Source organism: Duganella sp. CF402 (genome assembly GCF_900109645.1).
GTDB lineage: Bacteria > Pseudomonadota > Gammaproteobacteria > Burkholderiales > Burkholderiaceae_D > Rugamonas.
The window spans coordinates 728,893-751,394 of sequence record NZ_FOBG01000002.1 but is presented as its reverse complement, the minus strand read 5'-3'; the positions used below and the strand labels follow the sequence as shown (position 1 = coordinate 751,394).

The following is a 22,502-nucleotide window of genomic DNA, read 5'->3' as shown; positions in this document are numbered from 1 at the left end:
CATGATTGAGATTGAGTTGAACGGGGCGCCGCACAAGGTGCCGCCGCAGCAGACTTTGAATCAGCTGGTCGACGCGCTGGAGTTGACTGGCCAGGCGCTGGCGCTGGCGGTCAACCGCAATGTGGTGCCGCGCCAGCAGTGGCCTGAGCGCGTCCTGCAGGCGCAGGACAAAGTGGATATCGTGCGCGCCATCGGCGGCGGTTAAATCGGAGATGGATATGAGTGATGTTTTGAAGATCGCGGGGAAGGAATATAAATCCCGCTTGCTGGTGGGTAGCGGTAAGTACAAGGATTTGCAGCAGACCCGCGAGGCGACGGATGCCGCCGAGGCGGAGATCATTACGGTGGCGATCCGCCGCGTGAATATCGGACAGGATCCAAAGGCGCCGTCGCTGCTGGATGTGCTGCCGCCTTCGCAGTACACCATCCTGCCGAATACGGCGGGCTGCTACAACGCCAAGGACGCCATCTACACTTTGCAGATGGCGCGTGAGCTGCTCAACGGCCATAAGCTGGTGAAACTGGAGGTGCTGGGCGACGAGCGCACTTTGTTCCCGAATATGCCGGAGACGCTGGTCGCCGCTGCAGCGCTGGTCAAGGACGGCTTCGATGTGATGGTCTATTGCAGCGACGATCCTATCCAGGCGCGCATGCTGGAGGATATCGGCTGCGTTGCGGTGATGCCGCTCGCATCGTTGATCGGCTCGGGCATGGGCATTCTCAACCCGTGGAACCTGTCGCTGATTATCGAGCAGGCCAAGGTGCCGGTGCTGGTGGATGCCGGCGTCGGCACGGCATCCGATGCGGCGATTGCGATGGAACTGGGCTGCGATGGTGTGCTGATGAACACCGCCATCGCCGGCGCGCAGGATCCGGTGCGCATGGCGCGCGCCATGAAGCTGGGCGTGCAGGCGGGGCGCGAGGCGTATCTTGCCGGCCGCATTGCGCGCAAGTTCGCCGCTTCGCCATCGTCGCCGATGGCGGGCCGGCTGGCATGAAACCCTGTGTGCTGGTGTTCGCCGGGCTGGATCCATCCGGCGGCGCCGGGCTGTCTGCGGATCTGCAGGCAGTGGCGGGGCAGGGGGCGCATGCGCTCACGGTCTGCACCGCGCTGACGGTGCAGGACAATGACCGCGTCTATGGCGTGCAGCCGGTGGACGCGGGCATGGTGCTGCGGCAGGCGCAGGCGTTGGTCGGCAAGTGCGCCATCAGCGCGGTCAAGATCGGCATCACCGGCAGCGCCGCCAATGCGCTGGCGATTGCCGAGGTGATCGTGCGGCTGCGTGAACGGCAGCCGGATTTGCCGGTGGTGCTGGATCCAGTGCTGGCCAGCGGGCATGGCGATCTGCTGTCGCGCGACGATGCGGTGCAAGCATTGGAGCCGCTGCTGCCGCTCGCCACGGTCATCACGCCGAACGGGCCGGAAGCGCAGGCCCTGAGCGACGCCACCCGGCTGGACGCGCAAGCGCAAACCTTGCGCGCGCGCGGCTGCTGCCACGTCCTCATCACCGGCGGCCACGGTGAAGGCGATGAAGTCGTCAATCGCTGGTATGGCCAGGATGCCCCACGCGAGTGGCGCTGGCGGCGGTTGGCGGGCGAGTTTCATGGCAGCGGGTGCACGCTGGCGTCAGCCATCGCCGGCCAGCTGGCGCTCGGTCTGCCGACCACCATCGCGCTGGAAAACGCCCAGCACTACACCTATCTCGCGCTGCACGACGCTTACGCCATCGCCGAAGGCCAGCGCATTCCGCTGCGTTAAAACAAAGAGAGACACATCATGCAAGGACTCTACCTCGTCACCCCCAACTGGGACGACACCAGCCGCCTGCTGCAACTGACCGAGCAGGCCATGCAGGCCGCGCCGATCGCGCTGCTGCAATACCGTCACAAGGAAGCCGGCCCGGTGCTGCGCTACGAACAGGCCCACGCGCTGCTGGCCCTGTGCCGCCGCTACCGCGTGCCGTTCATCGTCAACGACCACGTCGACCTGTGCACCGATCTCGATGCCGACGGCATCCACCTCGGCGGCACCGATGCCGAAGTGGCCCAGGTCCGCATGAAACTGGGTAAACGAAAAATCATCGGCGCCTCCTGCTACGGCGACATGACGCGCGCCCTTAACGCGCAGGACGCGGGCGCCAGCTACGTCGCCTTCGGCGGCTTCTACCCGTCGCGGGTCAAGCAGTATGCCGTGACCACCCAGCCCGCCATTCTCGACCAGGCGCGCGAAGTGATCCGCGTGCCGACCGTGGTGATCGGCGGCATGACGCCGCAGAACGCCGCGCCGCTGGTGGCGCGCGGCGCCCATATGGTGGCCGCCATCAGCAGCGTGTATCAAGCTGCAAGTGTGGCGCAGGCCGTTGGACAATTCCAATCGCTTTTCGCACAGCAATAAAAACGCTTGAAGTGTGGGGGGATTTCGGTCTTATAATGAGGCGTTAGCAATAGCCCAAGGTTTCTGCCCCATGACCGCATCCATTCCTGTACAGAAGCGCCAGATCCTTATCGTCGACGACGATCCTTTGCTGCTGGATTTCCTCGGTGAAGTGCTGGGTCACGCCGGCTATGACATCACCAAGGCCTCGTCGGCGGAGCAGGCGCTGCAAGCCATCGCCCAGCGCGAACCGGACCTGGCCCTGCTCGACATTCACATGCCCGGCATGAACGGGCTGGAACTGGCCAAGCAGCTGCACGCCACCAGCTCGGTGCCGTTCATGTTCCTGTCCGGCCGTGGCGATGCCGACGCCGGCAAGCAGGCCGCGTCGTACGGCGCGGTCGGTTTCCTGGTCAAGCCGGTCGATGAAAAACATTTGATGCCGGCCTTCGCCGCCGGCCTGGCGCGCGCCGACGAAATCCGCCAGCTGCGCCGCACCGAACTGAACCTGAATGCCGCGCTGGCCGCCGGCCGCGAAACCAGCCTGGCCGTGGGCCTGTTGATGTGCAAATTCCAGACCGACCGCAACACCGCGTTCGAGGTGCTGCGCGACCACGCCCGCTCCAACCGCCGCAAGGTCAACGAGGTGGCCGACCAGCTGCTGGCGGCCGAGGAAACCTTGAATAGCTTGCATGCCGCATTCAGTAATCGTCTGAAAAAGTAAACGCGATTAACGCCGTAGGGAAAAATTTTCTTGTCCTACGGCATTTTTGATATACACTAGAGTCTGCGGCAGGGCCTTATCATCTGCACTTGCCGCTTCATTGGCCGCCTGCCCCCTGCGCCAACCTCGTCCTTTCGGCCCAACTCCGCCGAGCTTAATCAGCTTATCCAGCGGAGACCGTCATGACCAATGATTTCCCTACGAGTACCCATCGCCCATTCCAAGACGACACCGGCAGCGGCGGTGCCATCGGCTTTTCCATTTTCGCCGAAGCACCGCGCGTGCTGCACATCGACAGCGACCACGACACCGCACTGGTGCTGGCCGCGCTGCTGGTGCCGGAAACGCATGTAACCCACGTGCCCAGCCTGGCCGCAGCGCAGGAATTGCTGCAAACCGAGCAGTTCGCGCTGGTGGTGCTGGATCCGGACCTGCCGGACGGCGACGGCATCGACCTGCTGCACGACCTGCGCCGCCAGCAACAACAGGCGCGGGTGCTGATGTATTCGGCCCGCCATCCGGAGCAGCATCACGCCGGCAACGCCTTCCTGCCCAAGCCGTGGACCTCGCCGCGCCAGCTGTGGCGCACGGTGTCGGACCTGCTGGGCATTGGTTCTGCGATGCCAGTTGAGCCCCAATAATCGCAATATTGATAATAAATACTCGGTGACGCCGGTCCGCGCTTGTTGCGCGGCTGGCGGAGGTGATAGGCTGCCGGATCACTTCAATCAGGACACCAGATGACGTCACCAATCAAACTCGCCATCGTCGGCGTGGGCAAGATCGTCTACGATCAGCACGTGCCGGCGATTGCCGCGCAAGCCGCCAATTTCGCGCTGGTCGCGACGGCCAGCCGCAACAACACCATCGAAAACATCCCGAGCTTCCCGACCATCGAGGCGATGCTGGAAGCGCGCCCGGACATTGAAGCCGTGTCGCTGTGCATGCCGCCGCAGTACCGCTACGCCGCCGCCTACAAGGCGCTGGCCGCCGGCAAGCACGTGTTCATGGAAAAGCCGCCGGGCGCCACGCTGTCGGAAGTGGCCGACCTGGAAGCCTTCGCGGCCAAGCAGGGCGTGAGCCTGTTCGCCAGCTGGCACTCGCGCTATGCGCCGGGCGTGCAGCCTGCCAAAGCGCACCTGGCCGCCAACGCGCCAACCGCCATGCACGTGATCTGGAAAGAAGACGTGCGCCAGTGGCATCCGAACCAGGACTGGATCTGGCAAGCGGGCGGCCTCGGCGTGTTCGATCCGGGCATCAACGCGCTGTCGATCGTGACCGAGATTTTGCCGTCGGCGGTGTTCCTGACCAAGGCCGCGCTGGAATTCCCTGAGAACCGCGACGCGCCGATCGCCGCCGACCTGCATTTCCAGAACGCGGCAGGTATCAAGGTGCATGCCGAATTCGACTGGCGCCAGACCGGCCCGCAAAGCTGGGACATCATCGTCGCCACCGCCAACGGCGAAGTGCGCCTGGCGAATGGCGGCGCGCGCCTGTGGATCAACGGCGTTGAGCAGGCGCTGGAGAAAGAGGCTGAGTACCCATCGCTGTACCAGCGCTTTGCCGACATCGTCCGCGCCGGCAAGTCGGACGTCGACGTGGCGCCGCTGCGCCATGTGGCCGATGCTTTCATGCTCGGCAAGCGCAAAGTGGTGGACGCGTTCCACGACTGATTTTGCTATCATGACGTTCCCACGCGAAAAGGAACGTACATGAAAACCAAAGCAGCCGTTGCATGGCAAGCGGGCAAGCCACTCACCATCGAAGAAGTTGAGCTGGGCGGCCCGCGCGAAGGCGAAGTGCTGGTGGAAATCAAAGCCACCGGCATTTGCCACACCGATTATTACACCCTGTCCGGCGCCGATCCGGAAGGGATTTTCCCGGCCATTCTCGGCCATGAAGGCGCAGGCGTGGTGGTCGATGTCGGCCCCGGCGTCAAGTCGCTGAAAAAAGATGACCACGTCATTCCGCTGTACACGCCGGAATGCCGCCAGTGCAAATTCTGCCTGTCGCAAAAAACCAATCTGTGCCAGTCGATCCGCGCCACGCAAGGCAAGGGCCTGATGCCGGATGCGACCAGCCGCTTCTCCATCGACGGCAAGCCGATCTACCACTACATGGGCACGTCGACCTTCTCCAACTACATCGTGGTGCCGGAAATCGCGCTGGCGAAAATCCGCAGCGATGCGCCGTTCGATAAAGTTTGCTACATCGGTTGCGGCGTGACCACCGGCGTGGGCGCGGTGCTGTTCACCGCCAAGGTGGAAGCGGGCGCCAATGTGGTGGTGTTCGGTCTGGGCGGCATCGGCCTGAACGTGATCCAGGCGGCCAAGATGGTCGGCGCGGACAAGATCATCGGCGTCGACATCAACCCGGCGCGCGAAGCGATGGCGCGCAAGTTCGGCATGACCCACTTCGTGAATCCAAATGAAGTCGAGAACGTGGTCGACCACATCATCCAGCTGACCGACGGCGGCGCCGACTACAGCTTCGAGTGCGTCGGCAACACCACGCTGATGCGTCAGGCGCTGGAGTGCTGCCATAAAGGCTGGGGCAAATCGATCATCATCGGCGTAGCGGCGGCAGGACAGGAAATTTCCACCCGTCCGTTCCAGCTGGTGACGGGCCGCGAGTGGAAGGGTTCCGCTTTCGGCGGCGCACGCGGCCGCACCGATGTGCCGAAAATCGTCGACTGGTACATGGAAGGCAAGCTGAATATCGATGACCTGATCACCCATCGACTGAAGCTGGAAGACATCAACCAGGGCTTCGACCTGATGAAGAGCGGTGAATCGATCCGCTCTGTCGTGCTGTACTAAGCCTGGGTACTAAGCCTGTCCCGTTGGATGTAGAAAAAAACTTCTAGACAGCGCGTTCTAGATAATTTATTCTACATCCATCATTCAGGGAGTGCGGCAATGGAACTACAACTCGCTACGTTAGTGCCAGCCACCGGCTGGGCCTTGCTGCACTTTGTGTGGCAGGGCTTGCTGATTGGCTGGGCGGTGACGCTGGCCATGTACCTGTTGCGCAAGGCGCGTCCGCAGACGCGCTACGCCGTGGCCTGCGGCGCCATGCTGCTGTGCGCGGCGTTGCCGTTGTCGGGCATCTTCATGCAGCTCGCCGATGCGGGGGCTGTTGCTGTTGCCGGTAACGCCGCTGGCGCCGGCAAGGCGGCCGTCGTTGCTGGCGATTCCGTAGTGTTCTCCGTGCTGGCGCCCGCTGCGCGCGGCATTGTCGATAACGATACGCTGGACGCCGCGCAGAATCTGCTGCGCCGGCAGTTGCCGTGGATCGTCGGCCTGTGGCTGGCGGGGGCGGCGTTGATGGCGCTGCGTTTGGCCATCGGCCTGAAATGGGTCGCGGACCGCACCCGGCCGGAAGAATACACCTCCAATCCTTACTGGCAGCGTCGCTTGTCCGAGCTGGCGCGCCGCTTCGGCATCGAGCAGCATGTGCGGCTGGGCGTGGCCGATCATCTCGATAGCCCGATTACCGCCGGCTGCTTCAAACCCGTGATCCTGGTGCCGACCGCGCTGATCACCGGCATGCCGGTCGATTTGCTGGAAGCGCTGCTGGCGCATGAACTGGCGCACATCAAGCGTCACGACTACTTCGTGAACCTCATACAAAGCGCGATTGAAATCGTGCTGTTCTATCACCCTAGTGTTTGGGCTATATCGCGCAGGATCCGGATTGAGCGAGAACAAATCGCCGACGACCTGGCAGTGGATATGCTCGGCCAGCCGCACAAGCTGGCGCAAGCCCTGTCGCAACTGGATCGCTTTCAGTTCGACACTACACAACTAGCCCACGCGGCTCACGGAGGAAATCTCATGTCTCGTATCAAACGCCTGCTGCGTCCCGATGTTGAACCGGTTAGCTGGAAGATGGCCATGCCGCTGGCCGGCTTGCTGGCGGCTGGCGCCGTCTTCTATGCCCACGCCGCACCGCAGCCGCCGGAACCACCGGCCCCGCCAGAACCGCCAGCCTTGGTAGAACCCGCAGCGCCGGCCGCACCTGCCGAGCCGCCAGCACCACCGGAGCCGGCTGCACCGCCATCGCGCATGAGCCGCGCCACGCCAGCAACGCCGGCCACTCCTGCGACACCGGCCATCCCCGCGACGCCAGCCACTCCAGCGACACCGGCCTTGCCTGCGCTGCCGGCACTTCCGGCTGAGCCGCCCAAGCCGCCGAAAGTCCCGAGCGTGAGCGTCGGCGATGAGAGTAAAGGCTATGCCATCGTGCGTGCCAACGAGGACGCCATCACGGTCGCGGCCAACATCCGCGATATCCGCAAAGTCTCGGCTCTGCGCAGCAAGGTCAAGGGTGATTTCCTCTGGTTCCGCGACGGCGACAAGACTTACCTGATCCAGGATCCGTCCCTGATGGCCAAGGTCAACACCGCCTGGGCGCCAGTGAACAACATCGGTGAGCAGATGAACGCGCAGGGCAAGAAAATGGAAGCCCAGGGCAAGATCATGAATGCTATCGGCGAGGAAATGAACACTGCCGCGAACGCATTCAGCCGCCAGGCCGAGCGTGAAGGTGAGAAGTATCAACGCGAGATGGAGCAGGTGGCGCGCGAGCAGGAAAAAGTCGCCCGCCGCATGGACAAGGCAGCGCGCGAAATCGCCAATGACAACACGCCGGAAAAAGCCCGCGAGTTTGCGAAGAAAATGGCGGACCTGCAAGCTGAAATGGCGCCGCTGCAAAAGCAGATGGCGGTCTACCAGCGCGAGCTGAGCACCAAGATGTCCAAGCTGCACGAGCAGGAGGGCCCGATGAAGGCGCTGCAACAGAAAATGGCGGAGGCCAGCCGCCCGATGGGCGACCTGAACGTGCGCATGGGTGAGCTCAACCAGAAACACACCGAAGCCCTGCGCGAAGCCGAGCGCGTGCTGCGTGCGCTGATGCAGGAGAGTTTGCAAAACGGTAAAGCCCAACCCGTACCGGCGGCGTAACGTCGCACCGGCGCAGGCCGGTGCCTATGGAACGCATGCTCCCGGACAGATCGTGCGTTCTATGGAGGGGCCTCATGCAGTGCATGAGGCGCCGCCTTCGCCGGGATGACGACGTATAATCACGGGATGCAAAATCTTCTCCATAATCTGAACGACGAACAGCTTGCCGCTGTCACCCTGCCCGCCCAGAGCGCCCTGATTCTCGCGGGCGCCGGCTCCGGCAAAACCCGCGTCCTGACCACCCGTATCGCCTGGCTGATTCAAACCGGCCAGGTCTCGCCTGCCGGCGTCCTGGCCGTGACCTTTACCAACAAGGCCGCCAAGGAAATGCTGACCCGCCTGTCCGCCATGCTGCCGATCAATACGCGCGGCATGTGGATCGGTACCTTCCACGGCCTGTGCAACCGCTTGCTGCGTACCCATCACCGCGACGCCGCGCTGCCGCAAACGTTCCAGATTCTTGACTCGCAAGACCAGCTGTCCGCCATCAAGCGCTTGCTGAAGGCCAACAACGTCGATGACGAGAAGTTTCCACCGAAAGAGGTGATGTACTTCATCAACGGCGCCAAGGACCAGGGCCTGCGCGCCGACAAGATCGACCCTTACAACGCCGACGAGCGCAAGAAGGTCGAGCTGTACCAGCTCTATGATGATCAGTGCCAGCGCGAAGGCGTGGTCGATTTCGCCGAACTGCTGCTGCGCACCTACGAGCTGCTGGTGCGCAACCAGCCGCTGCGCGAGCATTACCAGCAGCGCTTCCAGCACATTCTGGTCGACGAGTTCCAGGATACCAATGACCTGCAATACAAATGGCTGAAGTTGATGTCCGGCCACGGCACCCAGCAGGGCGGCGCGCTGTTTGCCGTCGGTGACGATGACCAGTCGATCTACGCCTTCCGTGGCGCCAACGTCGGCAATATGAGTGCCTTCGAGCGCGAGTTCAACGTCAAGAACCTGATCAAGCTGGAACAGAACTACCGCTCGCACGGCCACATTCTGGACGCGGCCAACGTGCTGATCGCCAACAACAGCAAGCGCCTCGGCAAGAACCTGCGCACCGACGCCGGCCACGGCGAGCAGGTGCGCGTGTACGAGGCGAACTCGGACCTGTCCGAAGCGTCGTGGATTATCGAGGAAACCAAGAACCTGATCCATGACGGCGCTTCCCGTAGCGAGATCGCCGTGCTGTACCGCTCCAACGCACAATCGCGCGTGATCGAGCATGCGCTGTTCTCGGCCGGCATTCCGTACCACGTGTACGGCGGCCTGCGCTACTTCCAGCGCGCCGAGGTCAAGCACGCCATCGCCTATTTGCAGTTGATGGACAATCCGCACAATGACTCCGCTTTCCTGCGCGTGGTGAACTTCCCGGCACGTGGCATCGGCGTGCGTTCGATCGAGACGCTGCAAGCCGCCGCCGACCAGTACGGCATTTCGCTGTACGCAGCCGTGCCGTATGTGACCGGCAAGGCCGGCACGTCGCTGGCCGGCTTCGTCAAGCTGATCGAGGGCACGCGCTTTGAAACGCAGCAGATGGCGCTGCCGGAACTGGTGCGCATGGTGCTGGAACAGTCCACGCTGCTGAACCACTACGCCACTGAAAAAGAAGGCGCCGACCGCATCGAAAACTTGGAGCAGATGGTCAGTGCGGCCACGCAGTTCCTGTCCGAGGAAGGTTACGGGCAGGGCGCGCCGGCGCACCTCGGCCCGCAGGCGCAAGCCTCGTCCGGCACGGCGGTGGTCAATGAGGACGGTTTTGAAATCCTCGACGCCGATGCGCCATTGGCGACCGTGATGTCGCCGCTGTCGGCCTTCCTGTCGCATGCCTCGCTGGAAGCGGGCGACAACCAGGCCACGGTCGGCCAGGAAGCGGTGCAGATGATGACGGTACACTCGGCCAAGGGCCTGGAGTTCAACAACGTCTTCATCACTGGTCTCGAAGAGGGCCTGTTCCCGCACGAGAGCAGCTCGCGCGAACACGATGGTGTGGAAGAAGAACGCCGCCTGATGTATGTGGCCATCACCCGCGCCCGCCAGCGCCTGTACCTGAGCTTTGCCCAGACCCGCATGCTGCACGGCCAGACCCGCTACAACATGAAGTCGCGCTTCTTTGACGAGTTGCCGGAAGATGCCTTGAAGTGGCTCACGCCGAAGGTGCAGCCAAGCTGGTTCGGCGCCAAGAAATCGGCTTGGGACGAGGCGCCGCTGGTGGGCTCGGACAAGGCGCTGGCGCAGAAGATGACCAGCAAGGCGCTGGAAGCGAGCTCGGGCTGGCGCCTGGGGCAATCGGTGGCCCACGCCAAGTTCGGCGAGGGCGTCATCGTGAACATCGAGGGCAGCGGCAACAATGCCCGCGCCCAGATCAATTTCGGCAGCGCAGGCATGAAAGTGCTGGACCTGAGCATCGCCAAACTGGAACGTCTCTAAGCCTTGTCGAAATCGGCCGTCGTCGGCGTGGCCGACGGCGGGCCGAAGATCTGTGCATAGGCTGCATACAGCATGCAGTGCACCATCACCAGCGAAATCAGGAACAGGGTGAAGATACCGGCCACGCCCAACTGCGACACGCCCAGCACCAGGATCACAATCTGCACGCCGACAAAGTAAATCAGGTGCAGTATCACCACGGCACTGACAAACGGCTTGATCGACCGCAGCACCGACACCACGCTGAAGAACAAGGCTTTGTTCAGCGCCATCTGTTGCCAGAAGATCAGCGGCGCGGCCAGCGAGGTCAGCATCCAGCCCAGCATGTAGATCAGCGAGCCGGTCAGCATGCCGCCGAATAAACCTTCGACATCTTCCGGCTTGAGCACGCCCTTGGACTGCGCTTCGCCCAGCGCTTTTATGGCGTCGCCGGACAACCCGTAGACTGCCAGCAGGGCCAGCAGCATCAACGCCAGGTTGAGTCCTCCCACGCCCAGCAGGTGCTTGCGCATCGGCGACCGGAATCCAGCCAGCAGCAATTGCGGCATGGCGCGCCGGTCGTGGTCGATTTCCGCGCAGCCCTGCAGCAGGGCGATGCTGAACATAGGCATCAGCACGCACCACAGGATCTGGCCCAGGCCCGGCAGCAGCATGATGAAGAACGAGGCGAACATGCAAACGAACAGCAGCGCCATCAGGCCGCCCGGCTGTTTGCGGAACAGCATCCAGCCCTGCTTGACCCAATGCCAGCCGGCGCGTGCGGGAAGCTTTTCCATTAGAACAGTCCCGGCGCCGGGGTGGCGATGCGTTCGCGCAGGATGCGCTCGAAGTGGGTCGGATCGTGCGGCGTCAGCATCTCCGCTTCACGCGGACGGTAGAAGTCGTACAGGCGCGACAGCCAGAAGCGCAGCGCGCCGGCGCGCAGCATGGTCTGCCAGGCGTGCTGCTCGGCGTCGGTGAACGGGCGCACGGCGTGGTAGGCGTCCAGCATGGCGCGTACGCGGGCTTCATCCAGCACGCCGGTGTCGAGGTCGATGCACCAGTCGTTGACGGTCACGGCCACGTCGAACAGCCAGGTGTCGCAGCCGGCGAAGTAGAAGTCGAAGAAGCCGGTCAGCTTCTCGCCGCTGAACATCACGTTGTTGCGGAACAGGTCGGCGTGCACCGGGCCCACTTGCAGTTGCTTGTAATGATCGCAGGCAGCAAACGTTTCCTGGTAGTGCACTTCGGACTTCAGCAGTTGCGCCTTGTCTTCCGGGATGTACGGCAGCACCAGCGGCGTGGTTTCATGCCACCAGTCGAGGCCGCGCAGATTCGGCTGTTGCAGCTTGTAATCGAGGCCGGCCAGATGCATCCTGGCCAGCATGGCGCCCACTTCGGCGCAATGCACCGGTTGCGGATCCATCTGCGAGCTGCCTTCCAGCTTGCTGACGATGGAGGCCGGTTTGCCGTGCAGGGCGGTAATCAGCTCGCCCTTGTCGTTGGCGACCGGCGCCGGCACCAGCACGCCGTGGTCGGCCAGGTGGCGCATCAGGTTGAGGTAAAACGGCAGCTGTTCAAACGACAAGTTCTCGAAAATGGTGAGCACGTACTCGCCGCGCTCGGTCGTCAGGAAGAAATTGCTGTTCTCGATGCCGGAACTGATGCCTTTGAGCCCGAGCGCTTGGCCGAGCGGGAATTGGGTGATCCACTGGGTGACATCTTCCAGCGATACCGGGGTAAAGACTGCCATGTGAAAGTGTAATAAGTTCGGTTCTGATTATTTAACGGTGGGCGGCGGTGGCGGCGGTGCGTTGTCCTGCACTGCTTCTTCGTCCGTTTTCTTTTTCTTTTTGCCGATGTCGAATTCCAGCACCGTCCATTGCGCGCCGCGCAGCGGACCGCTGGTGGCGTCGCCGGGCAGGGAGGTGCCTACCGGGTGGGCGGGGCGCACGGTATAGGTGCTGGGACCGCTTTTGACGGTGGTTTCGGTGACATTGCCGCTGTTGTCGCGGCGATCGGTGATTTTGCCCTCGGTACTGGGCTTGGCGGTGACGTTGATCGAGTCGTCCGCGAATTCTTCGATTTTTTCCAGCTTGGGCGGGGCCTGGCTCGGCGTCGATTGGGCAAACGCCGCATGCGCGGCAAGCGTCAGGAGAATGAGGGAGATGCGCTTCATGATAGGTCGCCTATTTTTGCTGTATAGCCCATTGTAACAAACAGACACCCTTGCTGGGCGGAGGGGGCGTAAAACCTGCGATAATGTTGCATTCGTCGCCATGCACCCTCATCTTAGTACCTATGCAAAATACCCTGTTGTTAGTAGACGGCTCCAGCTATCTTTACCGCGCTTTCCACGCGCTGCCCGACCTGCGCAGCCCGGACGGCCACCCGACCGGCGCCATGCACGGCATGGTCAATATGCTGCGCCGCTTGCGCGCCGATTTCCCGGCCGCCTACATCGCCTGCGTATTCGACGCCAAGGGCAAGACTTTCCGTGATGACATGTATCCGGAATACAAGGCCACGCGCGCCTCGATGCCGGACGACCTGCGCCTGCAGATCGAGCCGATCCACGAGGCGGTCAAGGCGATGGGCTGGCCGATCCTGATGGTGGAGGGGGTGGAGGCGGACGACGTGATCGGCACCCTGTCGGTGGAGGCCGCCAGGGCCGGCATGAACGTGGTGGTGTCGACCGGCGACAAGGATCTGGCGCAGCTGGTCAACGACAAGGTCATGCTGATCAACACCATGACCAACGAGAAGATGGATGAGGCGGGCGTGCTGGCCAAGTTCGGCGTGCCGCCGAACCGCATCATCGATTACCTGACCCTGATCGGCGATACCGTCGACAACGTGCCGGGCGTGAACAAGTGCGGTCCGAAGACCGCGCTGAAATGGCTGACGGCCTACGACTCGCTGGATGGCGTGATCGCCAATGCCGCCAACATTACCGGCGCGGTCGGCCAGAACCTGCGCGACGCGCTGGAATGGCTGCCGAAAGGCCGCGAGTTGATTACCGTGAAGCTGGATTGCGACTTGTCGGCGCACATGGTGTCGATCAGCGAATCGCTTACCGCACGCGAGGAAGACAAGGAAGCGCTGCTGGCCTTCTTCGGCAAGTACGGCTTCAAGACCCTGCTGCGCGACCTGAGCGCGGCGACCGGTGGTGGCGCTTCGGCTGCTGCCACCGGTGCTGCCGCTGCCAAGCCAGCCGCCGACGCGCCTGTGGGCGGCGCCGCTTCCACCAACGGCGACCTGTTCGCCGAGCCGGTCGCCACCAGCTACGAAACCGTTTATACCGAAGAACAGCTGGACCAGTGGATCGCCCGCATCAACGCCGCCGAGCTGACCGCCGTCGATACTGAAACCACCTCGCTGGAGCCGATGACGGCACAGCTGGTCGGCATTTCGCTGTCGGTGAAAGCGGGCGAGGCCTGCTACATCCCGGTGGCGCACTCCTATCAGGGCGTGCCGCAGCAACTGGAACGCGAACACGTGCTGGCCAAGCTGAAGCCGTGGCTGGAAGATGCCACCAAGCTCAAGGTCGGCCAGAACCTCAAGTACGACAGCCACATTTTCGCCAACCACGGCGTGTCGCTGCAAGGCATCCATCACGATACGCTGCTGGAATCGTATGTGTTTGAATCGCACCGCACGCACGACATGGACTCGCTGGCGCTGCGCCACCTGAACCACACCACGATTCCATTCGTGGACGTGTGCGGCAAGGGCGCCAGCATGATCACCTTCGACCAGGTGGAAATCGGCCGCGCCACCGAGTACGCGGCGGAAGACGCCGACATCACGCTGCGCCTGCACCAGCGCATGATCAGCGAAGTCGAGAGCGACGACAAACTGAACTTCATCTACCGCAATATCGAACTGCCGACCGCCGTGGTGCTGCAAAAGATCGAGCGCAACGGCGTGCAGATCGACGCCGCGTTGTTGGAGACGCAATCGGCCGAGCTGGGCGCGCGCATCATCGAACTGGAAGCCAAGGCGCATGAGCTGGCCGAGCAGCCGTTCAACCTCGGCTCGCCGAAGCAGATCGGCGAGATCTTCTTCGAGAAGCTGAAACTGCCGGTGGTGAAGAAGACGCCGAGCGGCGCACCGTCGACCGACGAGGAGGTGCTGCAAAAGCTGGCCGAAGATTATCCGCTGCCGAAAGTGCTGCTGGAATACCGCAGCCTGTCCAAGCTGAAATCGACCTACACCGACAAACTGCCGAAAGGGATCAACAAGCAGACCGGCCGCGTGCACACCAACTACGCGCAAGCGGTGGCGGTGACGGGGCGCCTGGCGTCCAACGATCCCAACCTGCAGAATATTCCGATCCGCACCAAGGAAGGCCGCCGCATCCGCGAGGCGTTTGTGGCGCCGGCCGGTTCGCACATCGTCTCGGCCGACTACTCGCAAATCGAACTGCGCATCATGGCGCACATTTCGGAAGACGAGAACATGCTGCGCGCGTTCGCGGAAGGCGTGGACATCCACCGCGCCACCGCCGCCGAAATCTTCGGCGTGGCGCCGGAATCGGTCGAGAGCGAGCAGCGACGCTACGCCAAGGTCATCAACTTCGGCCTGATCTACGGCATGAGCGCGTTTGGCCTGGCCAGCAACCTGGGCATCGAGCGCGGCGCGGCGCAAAGCTATATCGAGCGCTACTTTGCGCGCTTCTCGGGCGTGAAGCAGTATATGGATGACACCCGCCTGCAAGCGAAAGCGCGCGGCTATGTCGAGACCGTGTTCGGCCGCCGCCTGTGGCTGCCGGAGATCAATTCGCCGAACGGCCCGCGCCGCCAGGGCGCCGAACGCGCGGCGATCAACGCGCCGATGCAAGGCACGGCGGCCGACCTGATCAAGCTGGCCATGATCGCGGTGCAGGGCTGGCTGGAAGCAGAAAAGCTGGGCACGCGCATGATCATGCAAGTGCACGACGAACTGGTGCTGGAAGTGCCGGACGCCGAGCTGGCTTTGATCAAGCAAAAACTGCCGGAGCTGATGGCCGGCGTGGCGCAGCTGAAAGTGCCGCTGATCGCCGAAGTCGGCGTTGGTCCGAACTGGGATCAAGCGCACTGATCAGGCGCGCTCGCCCAGCACGAAGTACATATCGATATCGCCCTTGCCCTTGGCGCTGACCTTGCCCCGGTATTCGCAAGTGAAGTGCTCGCGGGCGAGGTCGCTGGTGTAGGCCGAGACGTTGACGCGGCCGGCCTCGCCGGAACTCTCCATGCGCGAGGCGATGTTGACGGTGTCGCCCCAGATATCGAACGCGTACTTGCGCTTGCCCACCACGCCCGCCACCACCGGGCCGGAGTGGATGCCTACCCGTAGATGCCATTTGAAGACTGAAGTCTGGTTGCGCTGTTCGATGTAATTGAGCATGCGCAGGCCGGCGCGCACGCAGCGCTGGGCGTGGTCCTCGCACGGCTTGGGCAGGCCGGCGGCGGCCATGTAGGCGTCGCCGATGGTCTTGATTTTCTCGACGCCGCATTCGTCGGCGATATCGTCGAAGGCGGCGAAGATGTCGTTCAGTTCCGCGATCATGCGGTCGGCCGGCATGGTCGCTGCGGCTGCGGTGAAGCCGGAGAAATCGGTGAACAGCACGGTGGCCGATTCGTGGCGCGTGGGGGCGGCGCGGCCGGTGGTTTCCAGTTCCTTGACCAGTTCGACGGGCAGGATGTTGTACAGCAGTTCCTTGGCCTTGCTTTGCTCCTGCTTCAATTCCAGCGTGCGCTGCAAAACTTTCTGCTCCAGCTCCTGCTCCGATTTGCGTAGTGCCGTGACCAGTGCCTCCTGCGCCGCAATCTTTTGCTCCCTTTCCTGATGCAGTTTATCTGCCAGGGCCAGCGCCATGACCAGAATTTCAAAAGCTGAAGTCCAGACCATCGCCGAGAGTGAAATTACTTGCCCCACGCGTGCTTGCCAGTTTCCGAGCAACGTGGAGAGCACGATTGGGAAGTTGGCGACGAGTACAAAATAGGCAGCCCGTTCGCCTCTGCGCGCTGCAATTGCGCTTGCAATCAAGAGCAAAGGTAGTACCGGGGCGTAGGTAATTGTGCCCAGCAGGTAGAGGTAGTGCAGTCCAGTTGGGGATATCGACAGCGGCGGCAGGCCGCCGAGTGAATACATGCAAGCCAGGGCGACTTTGACGGCGATGATCCAGACAATCGCGCGCCATATTTTGGGTGTGTGATGTGGCAGGTTGATGAGTTTCCCAATGAAGTTGGACGCAAATATCAACGCCAGAACGATCGAGGCGCCCCACGTGACTTGCTCAAACTGCGGCGAGTCTGGCCAGAGTAAGCGGAACGCTGCGCCATAGCCACCACCCGCAGTTGAGATCGAAAATGCAATGCTCAATAGTGAGAATACATAGCGTAAATAGTTGGCATCGCGCAGATAAGCCCATAGCATCGCGTTCAGCATGATCAGGGTGAATGCCATGCCTAGATAGACGCTCCATTGGATCCACTCCAACTGCTGGTGTCTTTCGTATTCATCCGGCTGCCACAGCGATAAATGCATGGCGATGGGATGGTAGCCGGTGGAGCGGATGCGGATAAATACTCCGGTTGGGATATTGGCTGTGGTGGAAGCAGGGAACACAAAGCTGTCTGTTGGCAGGGGGCGATGGGAGAAGGGAAAGCGCGTCCCTGTTTGCATGTGGAGAACCCGGCCAGTTGCATCGCTCGCGTAGGCGTCTATTTCCTGTGCTGTGCGGTTTGCTATGTCCAGCCAGTAGACCCCGGATTCCGGCGTATTGATTTCGATATATAGCCAGTAGGCGGCCGTGGTGTAGCCGGGAGTGGGAATCTGCCGGACGAATTTGCCGGCCTGTTTCAGTGCCAGGATATCGGCAATCTGCAGCTTGCCGTCGGGGTCTTCCAGCACCCAGGCTTGCCGGGATAAGTCGACACGGGCGCTGGCGGCACAACACCAGAGCAGGGCCAGGAACAGCAGTGAACGCTGGATGAACCGTCGCATCATGCCTCCCTGTCGCGTGAGAGTTGAACTCAGGCATTGTAAACCATCATCAAACGCCGATCTTTTCATTCTGATAAACTGGTCGTCTTGACATTCATGCAGGGGAAGCGATGCAGACCGGCACCATCCAGATCAACGTCAACGGCGAGGAGCTGCCGGTGTACCGCGCTCAGCCGGAGGGCGAGTCCCAGTTGCCGGTGGTGTTGGTGATTTCCGAAGTCGCTGGCGTGCACGAGCAGGTTGCCAGCCTGGCGCGCCGCCTGGCCCGTCAGGGCTATCTGGCGCTGGCGCCGGATTTGTTCTCGCGCCCCAACCCGTCCGATGCGCAAGTGTTTGCCGACCTCGACGCCGTGGTGGCCTGGGCCAAGACCAACGGCGGCGATGGCGACAAAATCTCCATCACCGGTTTCTGCTGGGGCGGCCGCATCACCTGGTTGTACGCCGCGCACAATCCTGACATCAAGACCGGCGTGGCCTGGTACGGAGGGCTGGCCGGCAAGACCAGCGCCAACTTTCCCAGGCACCCAGGCCATGTTGCTGGCCCTGTGAGCCGGTTTAAGCAGCCTGAGCTCGTTTGAGGGTAAAATAACGCCCCGGCCTGTGCGGCCGGCTTTAGTACCAGAGGCTATAACATCGATCCCGTACTCGTTTCCATCATCCTGGCAACCACACTGGCTGGCGTAGTGAGCATCACTGCGGCGGCCGTGTTCTCGTTTACGCTGCTGTCCAAGCTGGTTGAGCGCATGGTCAGCCTGTCGGTCGGCATTATGTTGTCGACCTCGCTGCTGCACGCCTTGCCGGAAGCGTTCGAGTCGACCGCCAGCGCGCGCAGTCTGTTTGCCACCTTGCTGGGCGGGTTGCTGGCGTTCTTCCTGCTTGAAAAATTGGCCATCCTGCGCCATTCGCACCATCACGAGCATGACGGCCATCACCATCATCACGGCCACGACAAGCGCGAGGCGGGCAAGGCCGGCTGGATGATCCTGGTCGGCGACGGCATGCACAACTTCACCGACGGTATTTTGATCGCGGCCGCCTTTATGGCCAATCCGCAACTGGGCCTGATCACCGGCCTGGCCATCATCGCCCACGAGATCCCGCAGGAAATCGGCGACTTCATCGTGCTGCTGAACGCCGGCTTCTCGCGCACCCGCGCCTATGTCTACAACCTGCTGTGCAGCCTGCTGGCGATTGCCGGCGGCCTGCTTGGCTACTACACGCTGGAACGCGCCAGCAGCCTGATTCCTTACGTGCTGGTGTTTGCCTCGTCGGGCTTCATCTACATCGCCGTGAGCGACCTGATGCCGCAAATGCAGCGCCGCGCCACGCTGCGCGAATCGATCCCCCAAGTGCTGCTGATCGCCGCCGGCGTGGCGATCGTGCTGTTCCTCACCGGCGGCGAGCATCACCACTAAGCCTGCGCCACCTCAACTTGCCATCAGCGCCTTCGGGAGTATGATGGCAAGATGAACTCCCGACTGAAAAAACAAACCGAAGCCTTGGCGGCCCTGTCCGCGGATGATCGCGCTCGCCTGGAGCGCTTGGCTGCGTTGGCTGAGTTGAGTTCCGAGGATATGTGGCCTGAAGTCTGGCAGTACGGCTTCGACGATGTGGAGGAGAGCGTCCAGGCGGATATTGATGCTCGGGCAGATTACGCTGCAGGCCGCACTATCCCGCATGAGAAAGTCATGGCTGATATGCTACGTCTACTGGATAGTCATGGTGCCCAGCGGAAACGGCGCACCGGCTAAGCTGGTGATCCATTGGTCGCCACAAGCAAAGCAAGCTTTAAGCGATACACTTTTGCGTATAGATCAACAAGATCCCCGGACGAGCCGACTGGTCCTGCAACGGCTGGAGCGAGTCCTCGCGGTGTTGGCAGTTCGGCCCGAACTGGGAACGCAAGTGTCACGCACCGGGTTCAGGCGCTTCTTTATCCCCAAGACAGGCCACTACATTGATTACCGTATCCTGGGTGATGAGATCTTGATTTCTAAGTGGAGGCGGCTGACACGCAGGCGTAAAAACTGAAAGGTAGTCAGTTGCCGGTAGCGACTGGGCGGCTGGTGTCGGCGCACCATTCGCTCCACGAGCCGGGGTAGAGCGCCGCGCCCGGCAGGCCGGCCACTTCGAGCGCCAGCAGGTTGTGGCAAGCGGTCACGCCGGAGCCGCACTGCATGATGGCTTTCGAGGGATCGGCAAACAGCGGCGCGAAGTCGGCCTTCAGCTGTGCGGCGTCCTTGAAGCGGCCTTCGGCGGTCAGGTTGTCCTTGAAGAAGCGGTTCTTCGCGCCCGGGATATGGCCGCCCACCGGATCGATGGTTTCGTTCTCGCCGCGATAGCGGTCGTTGGCGCGGGCGTCGACCACGGTGCGCGCTTGCGTTTCAACGTTGGCCAGCACCTCGTCCACCGACACGGTGGCCACCAGCGACGGCTTGTCGCTGATGCTGCCGGCGGGACGGTCGACGGTCTGCGTCGTCATCGACTGGCCGGCCGATTGCCATGCCACCAGGCCGCCGTCCAGCACCGCCACCGTTGGATGGCCCACCCAGCGCAGCAGCCACCACAGGCGCGCCGCGAACATGCCGCCGTGCGCATCGTAGGCCACCACTTGCGTGTCATCGTTGATGCCCCAGCCGCGCAGGGTGTCGATCAGCGCCGCGCGGTCCGGCAGCGGGTGGCGGCCGAGGAATCGACCATCCGCACCCACCTTCGCGCCCGACAAATCCGTATCCACATTGGCAAACTGCGCGCCTTCGATATGGCCGATGGCGAAGCTGTCGCGCCCCGCGTTCGGATTCATCAAATCATGGCGGCAATCGAGGATGACCCACTTCGGATCATTCAGGTGCTGGGACAGGGTGACGGCGTCGATCAGGGTAGTGTGCATGGTTGTCCTTAAACTTCGCTTGCAATGGGATCGGTACTGGCGATGGCCTTACCGCGTTCGGTGTTGCGCGTATTGTAGAACGTTGCGGCCATGCCCGACGCGAGAATGATGCCGATGCCCGCCCAGCTATGCCAGTCGAACACGTCGCCGAAGATGAACACGCCCCATACGCTGGAGAACACGATGCCGGTGTACTGCAGGTTGGCCACCACCAGCGTATTCCCGAGGCGATAAGCGCGCGTCATCGCGATCTGCGCGCTGGTGGCGCACACGCCGATGGCCAGCAGCAGCAAGCCGCTGCGCCAGGTGGTAATTGGATGGAACTGAGGGCCCTCGCTGCCGCCGGTGATGAGCACACCGACGATGCCGGCTGCCAGGTTCATCACGGTGAAATAGAACACCACGCGGTTTTCCGGCTCGCCGGCCAGGCCCATTTTACGGACCTGCATATAGGCGGTGGCGGTAATCACGCTGGAGCCGAGCGCGATCAGGGCCGGCGTCAGTTGGTTGGCGTGGAAGGCGGGGCGCAGCAGCAGCGTGACGCCGATGAAGCTCATGCCGACCGCCAGCAGCAGCGGCCATTTGATGTCGTTCTTGGCATGCCACCAGCCCATCGCGAACAGCCAGACGGCGATCCAGATCGGCGACATGTAGTTGAGCGTCATGGCGGTGGCCAGCGGCAGCTGGCCGATGGAGTAGTACCACAGCCACAGCGAGATCACGCCGATGATGCCGCGCCACAGGTGCGCGCCCGGCATGGAGGTACGGAAGGTTTCACCGGACAGTTTGATAATCGTACCGAGGGCGATCACGCCGACCACGCCCCGGTACAAAACCAGCTCGGATGTTGAGAACTCTGCGGAAGCCAGCTTGACGCACACCCCCATCACGGCAAACATAAAACTCGCAAACAACATCCAGAGTGACTGCATTGTGAAACCTTATAAACTCATTTTGCGTTGATACCACTCGTGGAAGTGCTGCATGCCGTCTTCCATCGGTGATTGATACGGTCCACCGTCCGTCTCGCCGCGCTCCATCAGGGCTTTGCGGCCGGCGTCCATGCGCTGGCCGATTTCATCGTCCTCGATGCAGGTTTCCATGTAGGCCGCGCGTTCGGCCTCGATGAATTCGCGCTCGAACAGCACGATTTCTTCGGGATAGTAGAACTCCACCACGTTCTTGGTGCGGTTCGGACCTTCCGGCCACAGGGTCGAGACAACCAGCACGTGCGGATACCACTCCACCATGATGTTCGGGTAGAGCGTCAGCCAGATGGCGCCATATGGAGGCGGTTCGCCGCCACGGAACTTCAGCACCTGCTCCTGCCAGTGCTTGTAGACTTCCGAGCCGGATTTCTTCAGGCCTTTGTGCACGCCCACGGTCTGCACGCTGTACTCGCGGCCGAATTCCCAGCGCAGGTCGTCGCAGGTGACGAAGCTGCCCAGGCCAGGATGGAACGGCTCGACGTGATAATCCTCCAGATAGACCTCGATGAAGGTCTTCCAGTTGTAGTCGCAGTGGTGCACTTCCACGTGGTCCAGCATGTAGCCGCTGAAATCCAGGTCCTTGGTAACGGACAGGTTATTCAGCTCTTCCATGACGTTGTAGCCATTTTGCTCGAATAGCAAGCCGTTCCAGCTTTGCAGCTTGGTCTTCGGCAGGTTCAGGCAAGGCGTTTCAGGGAAGTGCGGCGCGCCGATCAACTCACCTTTGAGATCGTAGGTCCAGCGGTGCAGCGGGCAGACAATATTGTTTGCATTGCCACGGCCATTGAACATCAGCGCCTGGCGATGGCGGCAGACGTTGGACAACAGCTCCAGGCCATTGGCGTTCCGCACCAGCATGCGGCCTTCGTTTTCGGCAGTCAGGGTAGCGTAATCGCCGACATTCGGCACCATCAGCTCATGTCCGACATAACGCGGACCGGCCTTGAATAATTGCTGCATTTCGCGCTGCAGTAGCGTTTCGTCAAAATAGACGTTAACCGGAAGTTGCGCGGTTGGCCGCGCTAGCTTGGCGTGGGTACCCAGATCGGACATCCAAACCCCCCTTAATTAAAAAATCAAACCAAGAAGAGACAGAATCCGTAAAGACGACCCGCATTCGTATGCGTTAAAGGTGGTATTTAGGACAGAACCGGCGATTATACCG

General features: G+C 62.1%; 21 protein-coding genes and 1 pseudogene. 15 read left to right on the top strand and 7 right to left on the bottom strand.

What is annotated here, in order from left to right; translation table 11 throughout:
- Position 1 precedes the first annotated feature (1 nt).
- From thiS to BMZ70_RS21360, 10 genes are all read left to right on the top strand, one after another.
- A complete protein-coding gene (thiS, locus tag BMZ70_RS21405; protein WP_092279563.1) occupies positions 2 to 205 on the top strand; it encodes a sulfur carrier protein ThiS in 204 nt (67 codons plus the stop codon).
- Between the two features lie 7 nt (positions 206 to 212).
- On the top strand, positions 213 to 998 hold the full coding sequence (locus BMZ70_RS21400) for a thiazole synthase (RefSeq protein WP_092279223.1): 786 nt from the start codon (positions 213 to 215) through the stop codon (positions 996 to 998).
- A complete protein-coding gene (locus BMZ70_RS21395; RefSeq protein ID WP_092279221.1) occupies positions 995 to 1,759 on the top strand; it encodes a bifunctional hydroxymethylpyrimidine kinase/phosphomethylpyrimidine kinase in 765 nt (254 codons plus the stop codon). The genes BMZ70_RS21400 and BMZ70_RS21395 overlap by 4 nt, the downstream gene beginning before the upstream one ends.
- An 18-nt stretch (positions 1,760 to 1,777) precedes the next feature.
- On the top strand, positions 1,778 to 2,395 hold the full coding sequence (gene thiE / locus BMZ70_RS21390) for a thiamine phosphate synthase (protein WP_092279219.1): 618 nt from the start codon (positions 1,778 to 1,780) through the stop codon (positions 2,393 to 2,395).
- 70 nt (positions 2,396 to 2,465) lie between these two features.
- Positions 2,466 to 3,098 (top strand): ANTAR domain-containing response regulator, encoded by a 633-nt coding sequence (locus BMZ70_RS21385; protein WP_092279217.1) that lies wholly within the window; start codon positions 2,466 to 2,468, stop codon positions 3,096 to 3,098.
- Positions 3,099 to 3,280: 182 nt separating this feature from the next.
- Positions 3,281 to 3,739 (top strand): response regulator, encoded by a 459-nt coding sequence (locus tag BMZ70_RS21380; protein WP_092279215.1) that lies wholly within the window; start codon positions 3,281 to 3,283, stop codon positions 3,737 to 3,739.
- Between the two features lie 99 nt (positions 3,740 to 3,838).
- The gene (locus tag BMZ70_RS21375; RefSeq protein ID WP_092279213.1) at positions 3,839 to 4,771 is read left to right on the top strand and encodes a Gfo/Idh/MocA family protein; all 933 of its coding nucleotides are present in this window, start codon (positions 3,839 to 3,841) and stop codon (positions 4,769 to 4,771) included.
- Positions 4,772 to 4,810: 39 nt separating this feature from the next.
- Positions 4,811 to 5,917, top strand: coding sequence for an S-(hydroxymethyl)glutathione dehydrogenase/class III alcohol dehydrogenase (locus tag BMZ70_RS21370; protein ID WP_092279211.1), 1,107 nt, complete (start codon positions 4,811 to 4,813; stop codon positions 5,915 to 5,917).
- 99 nt (positions 5,918 to 6,016) lie between these two features.
- On the top strand, positions 6,017 to 8,062 hold the full coding sequence (locus BMZ70_RS21365) for a M56 family metallopeptidase (protein ID WP_092279209.1): 2,046 nt from the start codon (positions 6,017 to 6,019) through the stop codon (positions 8,060 to 8,062).
- Positions 8,063 to 8,188: 126 nt separating this feature from the next.
- Positions 8,189 to 10,489, top strand: coding sequence for a UvrD-helicase domain-containing protein (locus tag BMZ70_RS21360; RefSeq protein WP_092279207.1), 2,301 nt, complete (start codon positions 8,189 to 8,191; stop codon positions 10,487 to 10,489).
- Here the strand turns inward: BMZ70_RS21360 and BMZ70_RS21355 are convergent.
- Genes BMZ70_RS21355 through BMZ70_RS21345 form a run of 3 tightly spaced genes read right to left on the bottom strand, consistent with a single transcriptional unit; the run spans position 10,486 to position 12,647 of the window.
- Complete coding sequence (locus BMZ70_RS21355) at positions 10,486 to 11,265, bottom strand: BPSS1780 family membrane protein (RefSeq protein WP_092279205.1); 780 nt, start codon at positions 11,263 to 11,265, stop codon at positions 10,486 to 10,488. The genes BMZ70_RS21360 and BMZ70_RS21355 overlap by 4 nt on opposite strands.
- Entirely contained in the window at positions 11,265 to 12,221 is a 957-nt protein-coding gene (locus BMZ70_RS21350; RefSeq protein WP_092279203.1) for a homoserine kinase, read from the bottom strand. The genes BMZ70_RS21355 and BMZ70_RS21350 overlap by 1 nt, the downstream gene beginning before the upstream one ends.
- Before the next feature lie 27 nt (positions 12,222 to 12,248).
- Positions 12,249 to 12,647 carry a hypothetical protein gene (locus BMZ70_RS21345; RefSeq protein WP_092279201.1) on the bottom strand — a complete coding sequence of 133 codons (399 nt, stop codon included), beginning with the start codon at positions 12,645 to 12,647 and terminating at the stop codon, positions 12,249 to 12,251.
- 122 nt (positions 12,648 to 12,769) lie between these two features.
- Here BMZ70_RS21345 and polA point away from each other — a divergent pair, with 122 nt between their 5' ends.
- A complete protein-coding gene (gene polA, locus BMZ70_RS21340; RefSeq protein WP_092279199.1) occupies positions 12,770 to 15,550 on the top strand; it encodes a DNA polymerase I in 2,781 nt (926 codons plus the stop codon).
- On the opposite strand, the gene BMZ70_RS21335 is transcribed toward polA, so the two are convergent.
- The gene (locus BMZ70_RS21335; protein ID WP_165403603.1) at positions 15,551 to 17,461 is read right to left on the bottom strand and encodes an adenylate/guanylate cyclase domain-containing protein; all 1,911 of its coding nucleotides are present in this window, start codon (positions 17,459 to 17,461) and stop codon (positions 15,551 to 15,553) included. It lies immediately after the preceding gene.
- 107 nt (positions 17,462 to 17,568) lie between these two features.
- Here BMZ70_RS21335 and BMZ70_RS21330 point away from each other — a divergent pair.
- The 4 genes and pseudogenes from BMZ70_RS21330 to BMZ70_RS29335 form a co-directional block, all read left to right on the top strand.
- Positions 17,569 to 17,997: pseudogene (locus tag BMZ70_RS21330) on the top strand (dienelactone hydrolase family protein); the annotation flags it as partial.
- Positions 17,998 to 18,114: 117 nt separating this feature from the next.
- Entirely contained in the window at positions 18,115 to 18,873 is a 759-nt protein-coding gene (locus BMZ70_RS21325; RefSeq protein ID WP_175500815.1) for a ZIP family metal transporter, read from the top strand.
- A gap of 51 nt (positions 18,874 to 18,924) precedes the next feature.
- Positions 18,925 to 19,209 (top strand): hypothetical protein, encoded by a 285-nt coding sequence (locus tag BMZ70_RS21320; RefSeq protein WP_092279191.1) that lies wholly within the window; start codon positions 18,925 to 18,927, stop codon positions 19,207 to 19,209.
- The gene (locus tag BMZ70_RS29335) at positions 19,097 to 19,489 is read left to right on the top strand and encodes a type II toxin-antitoxin system RelE/ParE family toxin (RefSeq protein WP_092279189.1); all 393 of its coding nucleotides are present in this window, start codon (positions 19,097 to 19,099) and stop codon (positions 19,487 to 19,489) included. Before BMZ70_RS21320 ends, BMZ70_RS29335 begins: the two co-directional genes overlap by 113 nt.
- A gap of 7 nt (positions 19,490 to 19,496) precedes the next feature.
- On the opposite strand, the gene BMZ70_RS21310 is transcribed toward BMZ70_RS29335, so the two are convergent.
- From BMZ70_RS21310 to BMZ70_RS21300, 3 genes are read right to left on the bottom strand one after another with little or no spacing between them, the layout of a single operon-like run.
- Positions 19,497 to 20,348 carry a sulfurtransferase gene (locus BMZ70_RS21310; RefSeq protein ID WP_092279187.1) on the bottom strand — a complete coding sequence of 284 codons (852 nt, stop codon included), beginning with the start codon at positions 20,346 to 20,348 and terminating at the stop codon, positions 19,497 to 19,499.
- An 8-nt stretch (positions 20,349 to 20,356) separates the two neighbouring features.
- A complete protein-coding gene (locus BMZ70_RS21305) occupies positions 20,357 to 21,280 on the bottom strand; it encodes a DMT family transporter (protein ID WP_092279185.1) in 924 nt (307 codons plus the stop codon).
- A 9-nt stretch (positions 21,281 to 21,289) separates the two neighbouring features.
- Complete coding sequence (locus BMZ70_RS21300) at positions 21,290 to 22,390, bottom strand: aromatic ring-hydroxylating oxygenase subunit alpha (RefSeq protein ID WP_092279183.1); 1,101 nt, start codon at positions 22,388 to 22,390, stop codon at positions 21,290 to 21,292.
- Positions 22,391 to 22,502 lie beyond the last annotated feature (112 nt).

Bases quoted from the DNA above. Each gene is read 5' to 3' on its own strand.
- BMZ70_RS21380 (WP_092279215.1), top strand. From the start codon at position 3,281: ATGACCAATGATTTCCCTACGAGTACCCATCGCCCATTCCAAGACGAC.
- BMZ70_RS21335 (WP_165403603.1), bottom strand. From the start codon at position 17,461: ATGATGCGACGGTTCATCCAGCGTTCACTGCTGTTCCTGGCCCTGCTC.
- BMZ70_RS21345 (WP_092279201.1), bottom strand. From the start codon at position 12,647: ATGAAGCGCATCTCCCTCATTCTCCTGACGCTTGCCGCGCATGCGGCG.
- polA (WP_092279199.1), top strand. From the start codon at position 12,770: ATGCAAAATACCCTGTTGTTAGTAGACGGCTCCAGCTATCTTTACCGC.
- BMZ70_RS21310 (WP_092279187.1), bottom strand. From the start codon at position 20,348: ATGCACACTACCCTGATCGACGCCGTCACCCTGTCCCAGCACCTGAAT.
- BMZ70_RS21365 (WP_092279209.1), top strand. From the start codon at position 6,017: ATGGAACTACAACTCGCTACGTTAGTGCCAGCCACCGGCTGGGCCTTG.
- BMZ70_RS21305 (WP_092279185.1), bottom strand. From the start codon at position 21,280: ATGCAGTCACTCTGGATGTTGTTTGCGAGTTTTATGTTTGCCGTGATG.
- BMZ70_RS21320 (WP_092279191.1), top strand. From the start codon at position 18,925: ATGAACTCCCGACTGAAAAAACAAACCGAAGCCTTGGCGGCCCTGTCC.
- BMZ70_RS29335 (WP_092279189.1), top strand. From the start codon at position 19,097: ATGCTCGGGCAGATTACGCTGCAGGCCGCACTATCCCGCATGAGAAAG.
- BMZ70_RS21400 (WP_092279223.1), top strand. From the start codon at position 213: ATGGATATGAGTGATGTTTTGAAGATCGCGGGGAAGGAATATAAATCC.
- BMZ70_RS21375 (WP_092279213.1), top strand. From the start codon at position 3,839: ATGACGTCACCAATCAAACTCGCCATCGTCGGCGTGGGCAAGATCGTC.
- BMZ70_RS21300 (WP_092279183.1), bottom strand. From the start codon at position 22,390: ATGTCCGATCTGGGTACCCACGCCAAGCTAGCGCGGCCAACCGCGCAA.
- thiS (WP_092279563.1), top strand. From the start codon at position 2: ATGATTGAGATTGAGTTGAACGGGGCGCCGCACAAGGTGCCGCCGCAG.
- BMZ70_RS21350 (WP_092279203.1), bottom strand. From the start codon at position 12,221: ATGGCAGTCTTTACCCCGGTATCGCTGGAAGATGTCACCCAGTGGATC.
- BMZ70_RS21360 (WP_092279207.1), top strand. From the start codon at position 8,189: ATGCAAAATCTTCTCCATAATCTGAACGACGAACAGCTTGCCGCTGTC.
- BMZ70_RS21355 (WP_092279205.1), bottom strand. From the start codon at position 11,265: ATGGAAAAGCTTCCCGCACGCGCCGGCTGGCATTGGGTCAAGCAGGGC.
- thiE (WP_092279219.1), top strand. From the start codon at position 1,778: ATGCAAGGACTCTACCTCGTCACCCCCAACTGGGACGACACCAGCCGC.
- BMZ70_RS21370 (WP_092279211.1), top strand. From the start codon at position 4,811: ATGAAAACCAAAGCAGCCGTTGCATGGCAAGCGGGCAAGCCACTCACC.
- BMZ70_RS21385 (WP_092279217.1), top strand. From the start codon at position 2,466: ATGACCGCATCCATTCCTGTACAGAAGCGCCAGATCCTTATCGTCGAC.
- BMZ70_RS21395 (WP_092279221.1), top strand. From the start codon at position 995: ATGAAACCCTGTGTGCTGGTGTTCGCCGGGCTGGATCCATCCGGCGGC.